The sequence below is a fragment of the Streptomyces sp. NBC_01471 genome, assembly GCF_041438865.1.
GTDB lineage: Bacteria > Actinomycetota > Actinomycetes > Streptomycetales > Streptomycetaceae > Streptomyces.
Window position 1 is genome coordinate 5,011,125 of sequence record NZ_CP109450.1, and the last position, 18,206, is coordinate 5,029,330.

Below are 18,206 nucleotides of genomic sequence, written 5' to 3' on the forward strand. Positions count from 1 at the left end.
GCGCGGTACCACCTTGAAAAAACAACATGGGGATGATCGGTTTCGACAGCGGCTGTTGAAGCAGGTGAAGCGAGCCGAGGAAGCGGCAATGATCTCGTAAACCATATGTCGCAAAAAATAATCGCCAATTCTAAGCGCGATTCCCAGTCCTTCGCTCTCGCTGCCTAATAAGCAGTGACTGAAGGACCCTAAATGGGTGTCAGCCCGGGGAAGTTCCCGACCCGGATCCTGGCATAAGCTAGGGAACTAAACCACCGGTCCCGGTCACGGGGATCGGTGGGAAATCAAACAGTGACTGGGCCTGTCGGAGACTTGTTCGCGAGATCTCCGGGGCCGAGAAAATCGCAGCGAACTGCGCTCGGAGAAGCCCTGGTTCTGCACCGTTGGACGCGGGTTCGATTCCCGCCATCTCCACCACCCCATGTAGCCGCCGGCCCGTCGAGAACCTCGACGGGCCGGCGGCTTTTGTGCGCCCGGTGAACCGAGACCCTCAGACACGACCCATGCGGCGAAGCACCGTGCCCCTTGCACTCCGCAAGAGCCCGTCGAGTTCATCCAGCACTCAGACGTCGCCCCAGCCTGCGATGTCGGAGACTTCATCGGTGGCGGCAGCCATCTCGTCGCGGACCGGGGAAGACGTGTTTCGCATATTCACCAGGAAGTCGCTGTCTGCGATCCCGCGCTGCTGGGTCGCCAGCTCCTTCAACGAGTCGACGATCGAGTTCTGGGCCTCTTGTTCGAGGCGCTGAAGACGTCCAACCGGAGACTCCTGAAGGCCGGGCCTGACGATGACGCTCTGAACACGACTCAACATGAAGTCAAAAGTTCCGAGAATCGTCTCAAGTGTCTGCCCCGACATTTCGGCCCGCGCTGCACTGGGATTCAAGTGGACTGCAATCGCGTTGACGATGAGCATTGCGCATTGGTCAATGAAGAACCCCTTGCTGTCGGGATCCTCCGTGTTCAGCGATTCCGATTTCATCTCGAATTGGTCCAAGATGTCAATGAGGGTATCTTCGGATACGTTGCCCAGTGGCGCCTGCCAGGCAACTTCCAGCATCTCGGCGAACCACTCTGCATCTTCCGGATCGGCCAGTCGGGCGAGTACGCCACTGCCACGTTCGGCACACGCGAGGCAGAAAACGGCCAAAAGGCCGTCCGGTACGTCACGAAGAGCCGTGCAGGTGTCCGTATCGATAACGCATGTCGGACAAAGGTGTTGATTCACATTAAGCACCCTTCGTGACGGTCAGGAACCTTATCTCATTACAGACCTCGCACAATGGGCGTCACCCTGACGCCGCAGGATGACAAAATCTCAGAGATGGTATGGATGCAAATAGATTTGGGGCGTATTGAAAGAAATCACGCTCCCCGCCTCAGGGATGGAATCATTTGAGGCCATCTCGATCAGAATGATGTCGAGGCCAACTTTGATGGCGATCACTGCATCCTCGCCAACTGACTCGACCCGCCCAACAACGGTAACGCCATTGCATTGTGTGTTAATTCCGTGGATTTTCGTCGTGGCACCCTCCTCAAGAGTCCACTTTTCGACCTCCTCAGGCACATCAATCTCCACGTCATGAAAACCGGATCCCGGCACATCTCTTTCCCCCCAAATTCCCCATGCCGCCCCGTCCGGTCCTCTGAATTCCACCGATCGGCATTCGAGGTCCAGGATGCCGACTACTTCAATTCTCATTATTTCAACCCCAGTGGAACTCTTACCATTGTATTATCCACGATCCATGTGTTGGTGGGTGATATAAATGTCCAGGTTTCCTTGTGGAAGTGGAATCTTGTTGGCTTACTTCCCATTTCATGGGACCCCAATCGTATGCTTCGCAGCCCATCTGCCGAAACGAGGCGGTCTGGGTCCGGGACGCCTTTTCGCGGGTGGATGTCGGTGTAGGGCCCATCGCCCAGGAACCGTTCCCACTCTTCCATCGCTTGATGAGGCTTCAGGGGCTTTGGCGCCGTGATTTCCGGGGTGCGGACAATGGTTTCATCTGGTATTTTGCAGGGTCCAAGTCCTAGAGGATCGGACCCAACGTGAGGGTTGCGGACGTAGGCGGTGGGGTTGGGGTCCGGGGCGAGGCCGAGGGGGTCGGGGCTGAGGTACTGCGCCGATTCGGGGTCGTAGTAGCGGAAATAGTTGTAATGGAGCCCGTTCTCCGGATCGTAGTACTGCCCCGGAAACCGGAGGGGCGAGTAGGCCGTGCTGTTGACACCCCAGGCGGTATTGCCCCACAGAGTGGACCTCGCGCGCCAGGCAACCGCCCCCGATTCGTCAACCAACTCTCTCGGGGCCCCGACAAGATCCGTGACGATGGCGAAGAAGCGCGAATCGATCACTTGCTGACGGGCGTCCACTGCGCTGATGCGTTCTGTCTGCGCCACGGGCTGAAGTCCACTGTGGTCCCAGGTCAGAGTCACCGCCTCAGAGCGGTCAGTTGAAACGGTGGTCTGCTCACAGAGCACAGTGCCGTCCCAGGTGAAATCCACTTGCTCGACGACGTTGTCGCTTCCTGCAGCCAGTCGCTGCTTGGCGATGCGGCGGCCGAGTGCGTCATACAGGTAGCGCCAGCGGGTTCCATCGGGTGTCGTGACGCCCGTGAGATGATCCTCGGCATCCCACGTGTAACGCCAGGTATCACGCTTGCGCGACATCCTCGTCTTCTGGCGAAGGGTGACACGTCCTTGAGGATCGTGCTCGAAGCGGACACGGCCGGCACTGGTGATACTGGTGCCGTTGTAGGAACGAGGGCCGACAGCCTCATGACCGGGGTGGCTGGCAGGCCAGTCGGCGTGCGCCTGATTACCGGCCGCGTCGTACGTGTACCGCTCGCTCCAGTCATCGGCACGGACGGCGGTGACGCGCCCTGCTGGGTCGAGATCGAAGTGGCGAGTGCCGTTCAACTGGTCATCGAGGCGAACCAAGCTGTCATCAGACCGGTAGGAATAGGCGCGCCGCTGAATACTTCTGCCATCCGCGCCACTCAGTGCCTGGGAGGTCAAACGTCCCACCGCGTCGAAGGAGTTCGCCAAGGTGATGGCCTTGCCGACATGGCGGGACAACTCCTGTCCTGCGGAGTCGTGTTCGAAAGCAATGGTTCGCCCGGCAGTAAGCAATTCCATGCGCCGGCCTACTGCGTCATATTGGGACGTACTGACGGCTCCGATAGGGGTGGTACGGCTTACGCGACGGCCCAGGTCGTCATACGCGTAATGAGTAGCCCGCCCGCCGACTGTTTCAGACAGTGGCCTTCCGGCCCTGTCGCGCTGCAGGATTACGGTCGTATCGGAATTTACGGCTTGTACGAGTTGCCCCGCTATGTCGTAAACATAGTCGCTGATGGTCTCGCCCACATACTTGCGTGCGATCTGACCGAGTGCGCTTCGTTCGTAGCGGATGGTCTGCCCCGCTGAGTTGGTGCGCGCGACCAGGCGTCCGGTTGGGTCATGCCCGTAGAGGAGCGTACGGCCGTCGAAGTCGGACTCAGAAAGTAGACGCCCAGCCGGATCGTAGTTGTACTGCCATACCAACCCTCGGGGATTGCGGACCTCGGCCAAGCGTAGTTCGGTGTCGTGCAAAAACTCATAGCGGAGGCCATCGGGTTCGGTGCGAGACATGATGAGATCGAACTCTGTGTATTCGAACCGAGTGACCCCGCCCATCGCATCGGTATGACTGGTGCAGTTTCCTTCCCCGTCGTACGCCCAGGACTCAACAGCGCCATCCGGCAGAGTGCGACGCGTCAGGTTCCCTTCAACCGTCCATTCGAGGAGGGTGCGGTTTCCGAGAGGGTCCGTAATCGATGCCGGGTTACCGAAGGGATGGCGTTCATACCGGGTTTTCGCGCCCAGTGGGTCACTGATCTCCATGGTCAGACCAGCGGGATTGCACCGGATTCGGGTGGTCTGGCTGAGAGCGTCCGTCACTGAAGTCAGGTGACCCGCTCTGTTGTGGGTATAGCGGGTTGTGGTCCCTGCAGGATCCGTCAGAGCGCTTCGGTTGCCGCGTTCGTCATATTCCTGGCTCCATTGGACGCCGCCCGGCCCTGTGATCGTGGTGGGGAGCCCAAGGCTGTTGTACTCAGCCGTTGTTGCTTGACCGTCCGGGCGCACGGTTCCCTTGAGGCGTCCCTGATCGTCATAGGTATAGCGGGTGGTGTGGCCGAGTGGGTCGGTGACAGCGGTGAGGTGGTGGTCGGTGTCCCATTGTTGGTGGGTGGTGTGGCCGAGTGGGTTGGTCTCGCGGATGAGGCGGTAGGCGTCGTTGTGCTGGTAGTGGCTGGTGTGGCCGAGGGAGTTGGTGACGCTGGTGGTGCGAGTGGTGTCGTTGTAGCTGAGGGTTCCGGAGAGGTAGCCGCCGGTGCCGTGGGTGCGGATGACCCGGCCCTGCGCGTCGTACGTATACGTATAGGTGGTGTCGTTGCGGTCGATCCAGGAGGTGATGCGGCTGTCGGTGTCGTAGGTGAAGCGCAGGGGGAGGCCGGAGGAGTTGGTGACGTCGGTGAGGTGGCCTTCGTCGTTGTAGCCGTAGGAGAGCAGTGTGGTGCCGGGCGAGTCCGTGGCGTGGGGGTCGATCAGGCGTAGGGCGGTGATGCGGGGTTGGGTGGGGTGGTGGTCGAGGGCGATGCGGTAGCCCCCGGTGTGGCTGACCTCGACTGGGGTGCCGTTGTCGGTGTAGTGGAGGGTGATGCGCTGGTTGTTGCGGTCGACGATGGCCTGGAGGGGCAGGTCGATGGCTTGGTTGTCGTCGGTGGGCTGGGGGGTGTGGAAGATGTGGGCGAGCCCGGTGTCGGGGTCGGTGATGCGCAGTCCGCCGTCGGTCTCGGTGTCCCAGGTCAGGGCGAGGCGTGACCCGGTTTCCGGGTGGACGGGTGTGTTGGTCTCGGGGTCGGGGCGGGGGTAGGTGAGGCGGGCGCCGTCGGGGGCGGTGTAGATGACTCCCTCGTCGTCGACCTGAATACGCTGGTCGAGGGTGGAGGCCCAGGAGGGCCCGAACCAGCCGCCCCACCGGTAGGACGAGATATGCGTCCGTTCCAGGACGAGAGGGAGCGTGCCCGGGAGGGTGACGTCGGTCTGCGGCAGGAGCATGTCGCCGGTGGCGACATCGATCGGGTCGAGTTTGCATTCCTTGAACATCCCGCGGATCGAGGCGGGAAGCTTCTCCCACTCCGAGGGCCGCAACTTCAGGCGGGACAACCCTGACCCGTTGAGGTTCAGAGCCTTCGCGAGGTCGGCCATCTCACCCGGCTTCAGGGCTTTGAGGCCCTTCCCGAGGGCTTTGCCGAGGAAGCCGAGACCGACCCCGGCGACGGCGCCCTCGGTGAGGAGTTTCGCGAGTTTCCCGGGGTCTTTGAATGCGCCGGGGTCTTCGAGGGCGGTGGTGAAGGCGGTGAACTTCATGCCCTCACCGGCGAGTTTCCCGACCTTCGCGACGGTCTTGATGTCCTTCAGTGCCTTCAGGGCCCGCTCGACGTTACGGACGGCCTCCATCACCGTGCGCACGGTGGCGCCCAGTGCGCTGCCTTCCTCCTCGATCCGCGTGACCAACGCGATGACCTTCAGCGCACGCTCACCCGCCACCAGGGTCGAGGCGACCTCGGACATCCCCGCCGTCAGCACCGACAGGGCCAGGCCGGCGATCTCGAACTCGGCGATCTCCGCGACCATCACCCCGATCTGGGTGATCAACTCATGCGCCTCATCGGCGAACTCGTCGAGCGCCGTCGCACCACCACGCAGGGAATGCGCCATGTCCGTGGCGTGCTTGCGCATCGTCCGCGCCCGCTTGGAGAACGCCTTCGCGGTCTCGCCCTCCCACGTCACACCCGACATCGCCACTTCAGCACCGTGAGCAGCGTCCTCCAGCCCCTTGGCCAGAGCCCGCCAGTGCTTCGCTATCTCCCGGACCCCATCAGGATCGACCGCCGGATCAGTGATCCCCAGGAACTCCAGACCACTGGCCATCGTGTCCCCGAAGGCATGGTTGGCCTTACTGATCCAGTGCAGCGGATTCAGATCCACCACCGCGCTCAGCCCTTCTTCGCACGCGCAGCGGCACTCAGCAGCACATCGAGGAGATCGAACGCATCCGACACCTCACCCAGGAGCTTGGCCTCCTGACCCCACTCCTCATTCAACGACGCCGTCAGACCCGACAGGGTATGCATCCCCTCCCGGATATCACCCGTCGCCTTCAGCAAAGACCCCAACGCCCCCAACGCCGACAGATCATGCGACGCCGCCGTGAAATCCTGCAACGGCTTCTCCGTGTGATGCCGCGCCCCACGCAGCCCCGACGCCGCCTTCGCCATCGACACAGCATCCTTCGCCAAATCCGACACAGCACCCCACCCCCGTCAACCCACCGACCTTGTGCACATGCCAACCAACAAAGGTACGTGGAGGGGCTCGCGGGCAGGCGTGGAAAATGTAAAGAACTGGTCAGGCGGGTGCCGTGTCGAGCAAGGCGCCGTTATGCGCTCCCGGCTGCCGCCGGAGTGGCGTTCAGTACGGCGTCGAGCAGCCCGGGAAAGCGGGTGTCGAGGTCTTCGCGGCGCAGGGTGACCGCCTTGTAGCGGCCCTCGCGCTGTTCGCGGGTGATGCCGGATTCGCGCAGGACCCGCCAGTGGTGGGTCGCTGTCGCCTTCGTGACCTCCAGGGGCAGGCTGCCGCAGGTGCGCTCGCCGGGAGAGGCGGCCAGTTCGCAGAGGATGCCCAGCCGCACCGGGTTCCCCAGCGCGGACAGCACGTCCGGCAGTTGCAGTTGGTCGCGGTGGGGGTGGTAGGTGGCCATGCTTCGAGCGTACGACATTCCTCGTACTGACCGAATTGCCGGATTCTAAGTTCGATTGTACGGTTTCTTTCATACAGACAGACTGATGGAAGAGTGAACCCCCTGTGAGCACCCCCACGCACCCCCCGGTCGCCATCGTCACCGCCGCAGGCCGCGGCAGGCATCGCCCGCGAGCTGGCCGACGCCGGTTACCGCCTGACCCTGTTCAGCCAGGGCCCCGGCATCCACGACCTGGCCGCCGAACTCGGTGCCGGCGCTGTCCAGGGCTCGATGACCGAGCCCGACGACCTCGCCCGCCTGGTCGACGTCACCCTGGAGCAGCACGGCCGCATCGACGCCCTGGTCAACGGCGCGGGCCACGCCACCAACGGCGACCTGCTCGACATCACCGACCAGGACTGGCACGCGGGCCTGGACATGGTGCTGCTCAGCGTCGTGCGGATGGCCCGACTGGTCACCCCGCACATGACCGCGGCCGGGCGCGGGGCGATCGAGAATCTCTCCTCGTACACCGCGTTCGAGCCCATGGGTGCCATCCCCCTCAACTCCAGCCTGCGCGCCGCCCTCAGCTCGTTCACCAAGCTCTACGCGGATCGCTATGCCGCCGCCGGGCTGCGGATGAACAGCATCCTGCCGGGCTTCGTCGACAGCTGGCCCGAGGACCCCGACTTCCTCGCTCGTATCCCCGCCGGGCGCTACGCGACCACGGCCGAGGTCGGGAAACTCGCCGCCTTCCTGGTCAGCGACAACGCCACCTACATCAACGGTGAGAGCATCCGCATCGACGGCTCCGCCGCCCGCTCCCTCTAGGTCTTCTCCGAATCCGGGACGTTCTTCGGGACGGTTTCCGGGACGGTTTCCGGGACGTTCTTCGGCCCGGAGGTTTTCGACGACGCCGACGTGGCCGCGCACAGCAGGAGCGCGAGGGCTGCCGCCGAGGCGGGAACCGCGTAGCCGGTGGTGGGGCTCAGACGTTCAACGAACCAGCCCGCCGTCGCCGAGCCCGCTGCTGTGCCGCCCAGGATTGCTGTGACGGCCAGTGTCATTCCCTCGTTCAACTGGCCCTGTGATGTGCTGCGTTGGACCAGGGTCATGCCGGTGACCATGGTCGGCGCGGTGGCCGCGCCCGCCACGAGCAGGGCGGCCGACAGGGCGAGCAGGGAGCCGGTCGCCGCCGCCGCGATGAGCGGGCCCGTCATCAGTACGGTCATGGCGGCGAGGCAGCCGAGCAGGCGCCGCCGTACGTTCCGGGCCGGCCGCGCCGATCCGTACAGCAGGCCCGCGACGCACGATCCGGCAGCCTGGAGTGCGAGGACCGCGCCCGCCGCCGAACGGTGCCCCTGCGCATCGGAGAAGGCGATCGTGGTCACCTCCATGGCGCCGAAGACCGCGCCGGTCGCGAGGAAGACGGCGATCAGGGACGGGAACCCGGAGGCGCGCAGCGGGGAGCGCGTCGCGGTCGTCCGGGGTGCCGGGGGCGGTTCCGTGGCGCGCTGGGCGGCGAAGATCAGCACGCCGGTGACCAGGAGTACCGCTCCCACCAGGGTGCCCGCCTCCGGGAAGAGCGACGAGCAGAGGAACGCGGCCACCGCCGGGCCGAGCATGAAGCAGAGCTCGTCCACGGCCTGTTCGAAGGAGTTGGCGATGTGCAGGGTGTCCGGATCGCCGCGGTGCAGATGGGACCAGCGGGCCCGGGACATTCCGCCCGTGTTGGGGGTGGTGGCGGTCGCGGCGTAGGCGGCGAAGAGCGTCCAGTCCGGTGCGTCGTACCGCACGCAGAGGAGCAGGGCCAGCGAACCGAGCGCCGCGAGCAGGGTGGCGGGGACGGCGACCCTGGACTGGCCGTGACGGTCGACCAGGCGTGCCGTCCACGGGCCGACGACCGCGGTGGCGGCGAGACCGGTGGCGGTGACGGCCCCGGCGAGCGCGTACGAGCCGCGTGACCCGGCGATCATGATCACGGCGCTGACACTGAACATCCCCATGGGGAGCCGGGCGAGGAGGTTGCCCGCGGTGAAGGCGCGGGCGCCCGGGGTGGCCAGCAGCCTGCGGTAGGGGGCGAGGGGGCCGCCGCCCGCGGTACCCGGGCCGGGAGGGGGCTCTGCGGCGCCGGTGCTGATGGAAGTGGTGGGAGGGGGAGTGGGGCTGGGGCTGGTGGTGCGGGCTGCGGTGCGGGTGTGTTCGTGTTCCGGCTCCATGGGCGTCAGCCTTCCGGGCCGCGCCTGGCACGGTCCAACACCTGTTCGGGGCCGATTGACGCGCATGCGTTGTAAGTTCGGCGGATGTCACAGCGCCTTCCGGACATCGAGCCCCGTCTGCTGCGTGCCTTCGTCGCCGTCGCGGAGGATCTGCACTTCACCCGTGCCGCTGCCCGGCTCTATGTGGCACAGCAGGCGCTGAGCCGCGATGTGCGCCGGGTGGAGCGGGAGTTGGGGGCCGCACTGTTCGTACGGACCACCCGGCAGGTCTCGCTCACGGCCGACGGGGTGCGGCTGCTGCCCTACGCCCGGCGGGTGCTCGCGGCGTACGGCGAACTGGCGGCGGCCTGGACCCATGACGAACGCCCCCTGTTGGTCGATGTGGGGGCCCCGGTCAGCACTGCCTCCCGGGTGCTGGCGCGGGCCCGCGAGGTCGCGCCCGATGTGGAGTTCGTGGCGCGGTTCCACAGCGGTCTGACCGGCGGGGCGGCGGAGATCGTGGCGGGCCGCCTCGATGTCTCGGCCGGCCGGATCGCCGGGCTCGCCCCGGAGGTGCTCGATCTGCTCGACCACCGGCCGGTCCGGTTCGAGCGGATGGCGGTCCTGCTGCCCGACGCGCACCCTCTCGCCGCCCTCACCGAGGTTCCGCTGGCCGCTCTGGCGGGGGAGACGCTCTATGCGGCGGCGGGAAATCCGGCCACGGCGGAGTGGACCGATCTGGCGGCCCGGCTGTTCGCCGGGCGGGGGATCGCCCTGGCGGAGCCGTTCCCGGAGATCGACGGCGAGGAGGAGTTCGCGCGCGTGATGCGCAGACGCCGCTGGTCGGTGCTGGCGAGCACGGAGTTCGTCGGGGTTGCGGGCATGGCGCTCCGTCCTCTGGTCGATCCCGTACCGCTGTCACCTGTTTCGCTCGTCTGGCGAAAATCCTTGCGGCACCCGGGACTCAGCGCCCTTCACCAGGCGATTGACGAGGGTGTGGCCGCGCACGGCTGGCTGGACCGGCCTGCCGGGGCCTGGCTCCCTGCCGTGGACATGGCGATATGCGGGCAGATCAGGGGTCTATATGAGCAACTGTGAACAAGCGTCCTGAAGTGGCTTGAAGCTGCGCTAGATTCGCCCACCGGACGAGCACGGCAGGGGGCGTTCGGGCCTGAGTGGGGACTCGGTCCGGCGGTTGTCCGTCCGATCCATGACGCGCGGTGAATCGACCTTGGGGGGATGTGTGGACAGTGGTGGAAAAATGGCGAGAAGGCGCCCGTTTCGGGCGCATGCGTGAGCCGCATGACGTGACGGTTCAACTCGACCGACCGGGACGGGAGTTGACCACCTCTGGTGGTGGTGATGTGCCCGTCGCCGACAGCCCCGTCTTCGTGGACGCGAGTGGTCGCCGGGGCCGGAAGTACCGGCGTATCGGCTGGCTGATCGCCTTCGCCTGCGCCTCCTACGCGGTGCTGCTGGTGTTCGCCGTCTTCGGCGGGGATTCCGCCGCCCCCTGGCTGCTGATCCCCGGGCCGGCCACCGGGAAGAAGGCGGATACCGTCAGGATTCCAGCCGGACCTGTGGCGTCTCCCGCACCGGGGCAGCGGGTCCCGGGGGCGACGCCGGCGCCCGTGTCGGTGGACGCCGTGTCCACCGGAGCGCCGAAACCGGCCACCGCTGTCTCCCACGGGGTACGTGCTGTGCCCGCAGCCCCCGGTGCCCGGAGCGCCCCGTCCGGCAAGGCTGCCGGGTCCGGCACGTCCCGCAAGCCCGCGCCGCCCGTCCGGGTCCCCGGTGGCGGATCCACGGTTCCGGCGCCGGTGGTGTCCGCTCCGCCGTCCGGTGGCGGCCGTACGCCGGCCCCGTCCGCACCGGCCCCGTCGGGCAGCGCGACCGCACCGCCCGGACCCGGGCAGTCCGCAACGGACCCGGGCAGTCCGCACCCCCAGAGAGCGCACCGTAAGCAATGAGAACCGTCCGAGGGCCGAAAGCCGCCCGGTCAACAACCCCCGCCCGCGTCAAGCGGCCCCTCCGGCGCAGGCCGCCCATGCGGTACCTCCTGCCGCTGCTCCTGCTCGTCGCGCTCTTCGGCATGCTCGTGATGCGCGGTTACGTCCACAGCGAGATCGTCGCGGACCACCGGGTCCGGCCACCGGCCCCGACCGGCGGCGTCCCCGACCGCATCCTCGGCGGCGGCCCGGTCATCGACGCCCGGGGCAGGGGTGCACCCACCAGCCTGCGCATCCCCGACCACCGGATCGTCCTGACCTTTGACGACGGACCCGACCCGGAGTGGACTCCGAAGGTCCTCGACGAGCTGAAGAAGTACCACGCGCACGCCGTCTTCTTCGTCACCGGCACCATGGCCTCCCGCTACCCGGCCCTGGTCAGGCGCATGGTCGACGAGGGACACGAGGTCGGTGTGCACACCTTCAACCACCCCGACCTCTCGTACCAGTCGAAGAGCCGTATCGACCGGGAGCTCTCCCAGACCCAGCTGGCCCTCGCGGGCGCCGCCGGTATCCGCTCCTCGCTCTTCCGGCCGCCCTACTCGTCGTTCGCCGACGCGCTGGACGACAAGAACTGGCCGGTCGTGAAGTACATCGGGAGCCGTGGCTACATCACCGTGCTCGACTCCATCGACAGTGAGGACTGGCAGCGGCCCGGCGTCCCCGCCATCCTGCGCAACGCCACCCCCAAGGGCGGTCGCGGTGCGATCGTCCTCATGCACGACTCGGGCGGCAACCGCGCCCAGACCGTCGCGGCGCTCGGCCACTACCTGCCCGAACTCCAGAGCAGGGGCTACGAGTTCGCCAGCCTCACCGACGCCCTGGGCGCGCCCTCCGCACAGACCCCGGTCAGCGGGGCCGAACTGTGGCGCGGCAAGGCGTTCGTCTTCGCCGTCGGGCTCTCCGACGACGTCTCCGGCATTCTGATCGGCTGCCTCGCCGTCGTGGGTGTCCTGGTGTTCGCCCGCTTCGGACTGATGCTGGTGCTCTCCTTCGTCCACGCCCGCAAGGTCCGCGCACCCGGCTTCCGCTGGGGGCCGCCGGTCACCGAACCCGTCTCGGTGCTGGTCCCCGCGTTCAACGAACGCGCCTGCATCGTCAGTACGGTCCGCTCGCTCGCTGGGAGCGACCACCCCGTCGAGGTCGTCGTCATCGACGACGGCTCGACGGACGGCACGGCGGACCTCGTGGAAGCGCTGCGGCTGCCCGGCGTCCGGGTCGTGCGCCAGCACAACGCGGGCAAGGCCGCCGCCCTCAACAACGGCATCGCGCACGCCCGGCACGACCTCGTCGTGATGATGGACGGCGACACCGTCTTCGAAGCGGCCACCGTGCGCGAACTGGTGCGGCCCTTCGGCGACCCGGCGGTCGGCGCGGTCGCCGGGAACGCCAAGGTCGGCAACAGGGACAGCCTCATCGGCGCCTGGCAGCACATCGAGTACGTGATGGGCTTCAACCTGGACCGCCGGATGTACGACGTCCTGGGCTGCATGCCCACCATCCCCGGAGCCGTCGGCGCCTTCCGCAGGACCGCCCTCGACCGCGTCGGCGGGCTGAGCGAGGACACCCTCGCCGAGGACACCGACATCACGATGGCCCTGCACCGCGACGGCTGGCGCGTGGTCTACGCGGAGAACGCCCGCGCCTGGACCGAGGCCCCCGAGAGCGTCCAGCAGCTCTGGTCGCAGCGCTACCGCTGGTCCTACGGCACCATGCAGGCGATCTGGAAGCACCGCCGCGCCCTGGTCGAGCGCGGGCCGTCCGGGCGGTTCGGCCGGGTCGGCCTGCCGCTGGTCGCGCTCTTCATGGTGCTGGCGCCGCTGCTGGCCCCGCTCATCGACGTCTTCCTGCTGTACGGGCTGATCTTCGGCCCGACGGAGAGGACCGTGCTCGCGTGGCTGGCCGTGCTCTCCCTCCAGGCCGTATGTGCCGCGTACGCGTTCCGGCTCGACCGCGAACGGACGCGCCATCTCATCTCGCTGCCGCTCCAGCAGATCCTGTACCGGCAGCTGATGTACGTCGTGCTGCTCCAGTCGTGGATCACTGCTCTCACCGGCGGCCGACTGCGCTGGCAGAAGCTGCGCCGCACCGGAGTGGTCGCGGCCCCGGTCGGGTCCCACCGCAGCCGTCCCAGCCAGGCTCCTCCCGGAGAGAACCGCCCCCGCGAGAACCGTCCCAGCGAGAACCGGAGCCCCGTCGCATGACCGCCACCACACCGGCGTCCGTCCCGGCCGTACCCGGTCCCGCACCGGCCTTCCGGCCGACCCGGACAGCGCCTGAACCCGTGCCCGGCCCCACACCCGGCCCCGGCGCCGCACCCACACCCCGCCCCGCGCCCGGCCGCGACCGCTATCTCGATCTGCTCCGCACCACCGCCCTGGTCCGCGTCGTCTTCTACCACCTGTTCGGCTGGGCCTGGCTGTCGGTCGTCTTTCCCTCGATGGGCGTCATGTTCGCCCTCGCCGGCTCCCTGATGGCCCGTTCCCTGAGCCGCCCGGCTCTGGCGGTCATCCGCGGCCGGATCCGCCGGCTGCTGCCGCCGATGTGGGCGTTCGGCGCGCTCATGGTGGGGATGATGGCGTACGCCGGGTGGCGGCCCTCCGTCACCAAGGTGCTGCTCTACCTCGTGCCGGTCGGCGCCCCGCCCTACCCCGACTCGATCGGCTCCGCTTCCGGCTGGCTGGATCAGGACTGGCCCGACCAGGCGGTGGGCCCGCTCTGGTACCTGCGCGCCTATCTCTGGTTCGTGCTGCTGTCGCCGCTGCTGCTGAGAGCCTTCCGCAGAGTGCCCTGGCCCACGCTGCTGGCCCCGCTCGCGCTGACCGCGGTCATCGGGACCGGAGTGGTGACGGTGCCCGGTGAACCGGGCCTCGCCCTCACCGACTTCGCGGTCTACGGCTCCTGCTGGATCCTGGGCTTCGCCCATCAGGACGGGCTGCTCAAGAAAGTGCCGCGCTACTTCCTGGTGTCGTGCGCCGTCCCGGTCATGGCGTTCGGCCTCTGGTGGGCGCACGGCCATCTCGGTCCCGACGGCTGGGACCTCAACGACATCCCGCTCGCCCAGGCCACCTGGTCGTTCGGTGCCTGCGCGCTGCTCCTCGCGTACTCGCCCTCCTGGCGTCAACTCCCACCCAGGCTGGACCCGTTCGACAAGGTGATCACGCTCACCAACAACCGCGCGGTGACCATCTACCTCTGGCACAACGCCCTCATCATGGCCACCGTGCCGGTCGTCGACCAGCTGTACGACGTGCCGTTCATCGAGGGCCGGTTCGACTCGGCGCTGACCGCGACGTACAACGTGTGGATGTTCCTCGCGGTCTGGCCACTGATCGGGCTGACCGTGCTCGCTGTCGGCTGGATCGAGGACCTGGCGGCCGGACGCCGCCCGCGCCTCTGGCCGGACGGCGGACGGCGCGGCCGCGCTCCGGCACGACCGGGCGGCTGACCTGACGTTCTCCTGACCGGCTGGACGATTCCGCTGTACGGGACGTAGAACGGTGGTTCGACAGCGGGCTCAGCAGCGGCCCGGAGGGGGAGCGGTACACGTGAGCAGTCTGCAAATGCGCCGTATGTTCCGGCATATGGCGACCGGGGAGCCCATGGAGCTCACGAGTCCGATGTCATCGGTGAGGAAACTGGCCCGACTCGCCTTCATCGCGGAGCAGTTCGGATACCGCTACCTGGACGCCCGGCACTCCGGCGGCCGGCACAGCGTGCTCAAGATGCAGCTCGTTCCCGACCTCGATCCGCAGGCCCAGCAGCGCGCGGCGTGGCACCGGTCGAACTACCCGCAGGCCGCTGAGGGCGGACCGCTGCCCCCCTTCCAGCAGGACGCCGTCGAACTGCTCAAGGCGCGGCTGAAGTTCGACCTGACCGGAAAGAACGCCGAACAGCGCATCCTCTACGGGGCGTTGGGCTCGACGGTCGCCGTCGTGATCCTGGGCTACCGGCTCGGCGGGGACGCCCCCTCCTACCTGATCGCGGGGATCGTCTGGGTGGCGCTGATGGCGGTCTTCGTGGTCAGCCTCTTCGTCAACCGCAGCCGCCACAAGAAGTTCGCCGCGCGGCTCCAGTCGCACGGCTTCGTACCGCTGACGGACGAATCGGGCCGGTTGCGCTACCTGCCACCCGGTGCCCAACTCCCTTATCAGGGTGGCCAGATGACTGCCGGACCGTACGGGGTACCTGCCCAGGGGGCGTACGGAACCTCCGCCCACGGGCCGTACGGTGCGCAGCCGCCCGGCCCGTACGGCGGAAACGGCCAGGTTCCCGGCCCGTACGGCACCCAGCCGACGCCACAGCCCCAGCCGTACGCGCAGCCCCAGCCGTACGCGCAGCCGAATCCGCAGGCTTACGTGCAGCCGAATCCGCAGCCGCAGCCGAATCCGCAGCCGCAGCCGAATCCGGGGCACCCCCAGACGTTCGGCCCGCCGCCGGCGTACGGGCAGCCGCCACAGCACTGACGGCGAGCGCCTCGCCCGGATCGCCTGGATCGCGCCCCCGCCCGGGGCCTCCCCTGCTCTGCTTGTTCCGCCGCGGCCCCGGCGGTATACCGTCGCCCTACGGACCCGGTCCTGGCAACGCCGCAGCTCAGCCACTGTCACGCGCTCCTGGGAGGCTCACGCGCCATGCACGACACCGCACCATCCGAACCATCCGAGCAGGGCCCACTCGCCGGGTTCACTGTCGGCGTCACCGCCGCCCGGCGCGCGGAGGAGCTCATCGCACTGCTCCAGCGGCGGGGCGCCGTGGTCCGGCACGCGCCTGCCCTGCGCATCGTGCCACTGGCCGACGACAGCGAACTCCGTTCTGCTACCCATGAGTTGATCGGAAAAGCTCCGGACATCGTGATCGCGACCACCGCGGTCGGCTTCCGTGGCTGGATCGAGGCCGCCGATGGCTGGGACCTCGGCGAGGCGCTGCTCCAGCGGCTGGACGGTGCGGAGCTCCTCGCCCGCGGGCCCAAGGTCAAGGGCGCGATCCGGGCGGCCGGACTGCGGGAGAAATGGTCGCCCGCCTCCGAGTCGATGGCCGAAGTGCTCGACCGGCTGCTCGCGCAGGGCGTCGCGGGCCGCCGGGTCGCGGTTCAGCTGCACGGTGAGCCGCTGACGGGGTTCGTCGAGGCGCTGCGGGGCGCGGGCGCGGATGTCATCGGCGTACCGGTGTACCGGTGGATGCCGCCCGAGGACATCGGCCCGCTCGACCGGCTGATCGACGCGACGCTCGCCGGGTCGGTCGACGCCCTGGCCTTCACCAGCGCGCCCGCCGCCACCTCTCTGCTGGCCCGCGCGGAAACACGCGGGCTGCGTGCCGACCTGGTCGCCGCGCTCCGCCAGGACGTGCCGGCGGTCTGTGTGGGGCCGGTCACGGCGCTGCCGCTCCAGGCGCAGGGTATCGACACGCTCCAGCCGGAACGCTTCCGGCTCGGGCCGCTCGTACAGGTCCTCTGCGAGGAACTCCCCGCCCGGGCAGCCGAGTTGTCCGTCGCGGGCCACCAGGTCCGGATCCGGGGCCGGGCGGTCCTGGTGGACGGTGCGCTCCACTCCGTACCCCCGGCGGGAATGGCCCTGCTCCGGGCCCTCGCACGCCGCCCCGGCTGGGTGGTGTCCCGTGCGGAACTGCTGGCGGCGCTCCCGGGGCCGGGCCGCGACGAGCACGCCGTGGAGGCGGCCGTGGCCCGGCTGCGGACGGCGCTCGGGTCGCCGGCCCTGATCCAGACGGTGGTCAAGCGGGGCTACCGGCTGGCCGTCGACCCGGCCCGCACGCCGGACTCCGCTCCCTGATCCGGTCCGCCGCGAACGAGAGCCGATCCGACCCGGCGGCCGGGCGGCGCGCCCCCGGCGCTACCGTGCCGGAATGATGACCGAAGGAATCCGGCTGCGTCCGGTCGAGCTCTCCGACGCCGAAGCCCTGGCCACCGTGCTGGACCGCAACCGTGAGCACATGCGCCCCACGGACCCGGCCAGGTCCGACTTCTTCTACACCGCCGCCGGCCAACGGGAGCGGGTCGGGATCTCGCTGGCCGAACAGGAGGCCGGGCGGGCGATGCAGTGGGTGCTGGAGGAGACCGGCACCGGGGACATAGTCGGGAGCATCGCCCTCAACAACATCGTCCGCGGTCCGCTCTTGAGCGGTGTCCTCGGTTACTGGGTCGACGCCGGCTGCACCGGCCGCGGCGTGGCGTCCGGCGCGGCCGAGGAGGTCTGCCGGATCGCCCACGACGATCTCGGGCTGCACCGTGTCGAGGCCGCGACGCTGCTCGACAACGTTGCCTCGCAGCGCGTGCTCGCCAAGTGCGGCTTCGAGACCTACGGGATGGCGCCCCGCTATCTGCACATCAACGGCGAATGGCGTGACCACCGGTTCTTCCAGCGGATCCTGCACGACCGCAACTGAGGGCCGTCAGCCCCGGACCCATCAGCGCGGACCCGTCAGCCCGGACCCGTCGGCCGAGCCCCGTCAGCAGCAGGTCTCAAGCGCGCCCGGTGGCGGGGGTTACGGCACGGCACGTCGCCGGGCACTGTAAGAGGTATGGGTTCGCATGCGTACGAGCTGCGGTTCGACTCCGGGCGCATCTGCCTGGACCTGGTGGCGACAGGGACGGATGCCGTTGAACAACTCGACTGCGGGCGGCGGCTCGCCGCCTGGCTGACCGGCGCCGGACTCGTCCCGGCCGGTACCCCGCTCCCGGCGCTCGGCACCGACTGGCTGCACGCCTTCACCGAACTCCGTACGTACGTGGTCGAGTTGATCCTGGCCGAGGTCGCGGGCCGTCCGGCGGAGCGGGCCCTGGCCGAGGTCAACGCCCGTGCGGCGGGCCCACCCCCGGGGCTGCGGGCGGTTCGCGGTGAGGGCGGCCGCCTCGTCAGGGAGCTGACCGCCGTCCCCGAGCGCGACGCCCTGCTCGCCGTCGTCGCCCGCGACGCCGTCGAACTGCTCACCGACCCCGGGGCCCGGGCGCTGCTGCGCCAGTGCGAGGGCGACACCTGCCGGCGGCTCTATCTCGACACCTCCCGGGGGCGCCGCCGCCGCTGGTGCTCCAGCGAGGTCTGCGGCAACCGCGAGCGGGTCGCCAGGCACCGCCGCAGGGCGGCCGTGGCGGCCCGCGCCTGAGAGGTCCGGCGCCGCAGGACGCAGCCGGGACGACCGCAGGACGACCGCAGGAAGGCCCGACGGAACGGCGCCTGACATACGCTCCCCCTTCGC

At 68.3% G+C, this 18,206-nt stretch carries 15 protein-coding genes and 1 other RNA gene; 10 read left to right on the forward strand and 6 right to left on the reverse strand.

The features are described 5' to 3' along the window. Window positions 1-28 precede the first annotated feature (28 nt). Window positions 29-417: a transfer-messenger RNA gene (gene ssrA, locus OG285_RS22385) on the forward strand. 145 nt (window positions 418-562) lie between these two features. Here ssrA and OG285_RS22390 read toward each other — a convergent pair. From OG285_RS22390 to OG285_RS22410, 5 genes are all read right to left on the reverse strand, one after another. Beyond that, complete coding sequence (locus OG285_RS22390; protein WP_371792005.1) at window positions 563-1,228, reverse strand: hypothetical protein; 666 nt, start codon at window positions 1,226-1,228, stop codon at window positions 563-565. 90 nt (window positions 1,229-1,318) lie between these two features. Continuing rightward, a complete protein-coding gene (locus OG285_RS22395; RefSeq protein ID WP_371792006.1) occupies window positions 1,319-1,705 on the reverse strand; it encodes a hypothetical protein in 387 nt (128 codons plus the stop codon). Next, window positions 1,705-6,042, reverse strand: coding sequence for a DUF6531 domain-containing protein (locus OG285_RS22400; protein WP_371792007.1), 4,338 nt, complete (start codon window positions 6,040-6,042; stop codon window positions 1,705-1,707). Before OG285_RS22400 ends, OG285_RS22395 begins: the two co-directional genes overlap by 1 nt. A 5-nt stretch (window positions 6,043-6,047) precedes the next feature. Continuing rightward, entirely contained in the window at window positions 6,048-6,329 is a 282-nt protein-coding gene (locus OG285_RS22405) for a hypothetical protein (protein WP_371791080.1), read from the reverse strand. A gap of 161 nt (window positions 6,330-6,490) precedes the next feature. Further along, the gene (locus OG285_RS22410; RefSeq protein ID WP_371792008.1) at window positions 6,491-6,811 is read right to left on the reverse strand and encodes an ArsR/SmtB family transcription factor; all 321 of its coding nucleotides are present in this window, start codon (window positions 6,809-6,811) and stop codon (window positions 6,491-6,493) included. Between the two features lie 162 nt (window positions 6,812-6,973). Between OG285_RS22410 and OG285_RS22415 the strand changes: the two genes are divergently transcribed. Continuing rightward, window positions 6,974-7,621 carry an SDR family oxidoreductase gene (locus OG285_RS22415; RefSeq protein WP_371793586.1) on the forward strand — a complete coding sequence of 216 codons (648 nt, stop codon included), beginning with the start codon at window positions 6,974-6,976 and terminating at the stop codon, window positions 7,619-7,621. Here the strand turns inward: OG285_RS22415 and OG285_RS22420 are convergent. After that, window positions 7,618-9,009 carry an MFS transporter gene (locus OG285_RS22420; RefSeq protein ID WP_371792009.1) on the reverse strand — a complete coding sequence of 464 codons (1,392 nt, stop codon included), beginning with the start codon at window positions 9,007-9,009 and terminating at the stop codon, window positions 7,618-7,620. The genes OG285_RS22415 and OG285_RS22420 overlap by 4 nt on opposite strands. 84 nt (window positions 9,010-9,093) lie before the next feature. Between OG285_RS22420 and OG285_RS22425 the strand changes: the two genes are divergently transcribed. The 8 genes from OG285_RS22425 to OG285_RS22460 all read left to right on the forward strand — a co-directional run bounded on the left by OG285_RS22425 (window position 9,094) and on the right by OG285_RS22460 (window position 18,113). After that, the gene (locus tag OG285_RS22425) at window positions 9,094-10,086 is read left to right on the forward strand and encodes a LysR family transcriptional regulator (protein WP_371792010.1); all 993 of its coding nucleotides are present in this window, start codon (window positions 9,094-9,096) and stop codon (window positions 10,084-10,086) included. 191 nt (window positions 10,087-10,277) lie between these two features. Further along, window positions 10,278-10,958, forward strand: a complete 681-nt coding sequence (locus OG285_RS22430; protein WP_371792011.1) for a hypothetical protein — start codon at window positions 10,278-10,280, stop codon at window positions 10,956-10,958. A 77-nt stretch (window positions 10,959-11,035) separates the two neighbouring features. Then, entirely contained in the window at window positions 11,036-13,201 is a 2,166-nt protein-coding gene (locus OG285_RS22435) for a glycosyltransferase (RefSeq protein ID WP_371792012.1), read from the forward strand. Then, window positions 13,198-14,445, forward strand: coding sequence for an acyltransferase (locus tag OG285_RS22440; RefSeq protein WP_371792013.1), 1,248 nt, complete (start codon window positions 13,198-13,200; stop codon window positions 14,443-14,445). Before OG285_RS22435 ends, OG285_RS22440 begins: the two co-directional genes overlap by 4 nt. A 100-nt stretch (window positions 14,446-14,545) precedes the next feature. Then, window positions 14,546-15,463, forward strand: coding sequence for a hypothetical protein (locus OG285_RS22445; protein WP_371792014.1), 918 nt, complete (start codon window positions 14,546-14,548; stop codon window positions 15,461-15,463). Between the two features lie 165 nt (window positions 15,464-15,628). Next, entirely contained in the window at window positions 15,629-16,783 is a 1,155-nt protein-coding gene (locus OG285_RS22450) for a uroporphyrinogen-III synthase (protein WP_371792015.1), read from the forward strand. A 73-nt stretch (window positions 16,784-16,856) separates the two neighbouring features. After that, window positions 16,857-17,396, forward strand: a complete 540-nt coding sequence (locus tag OG285_RS22455; protein ID WP_356833122.1) for a GNAT family protein — start codon at window positions 16,857-16,859, stop codon at window positions 17,394-17,396. Window positions 17,397-17,531: 135 nt separating this feature from the next. Then, entirely contained in the window at window positions 17,532-18,113 is a 582-nt protein-coding gene (locus OG285_RS22460) for an ABATE domain-containing protein (protein WP_356833124.1), read from the forward strand. Window positions 18,114-18,206 lie beyond the last annotated feature (93 nt).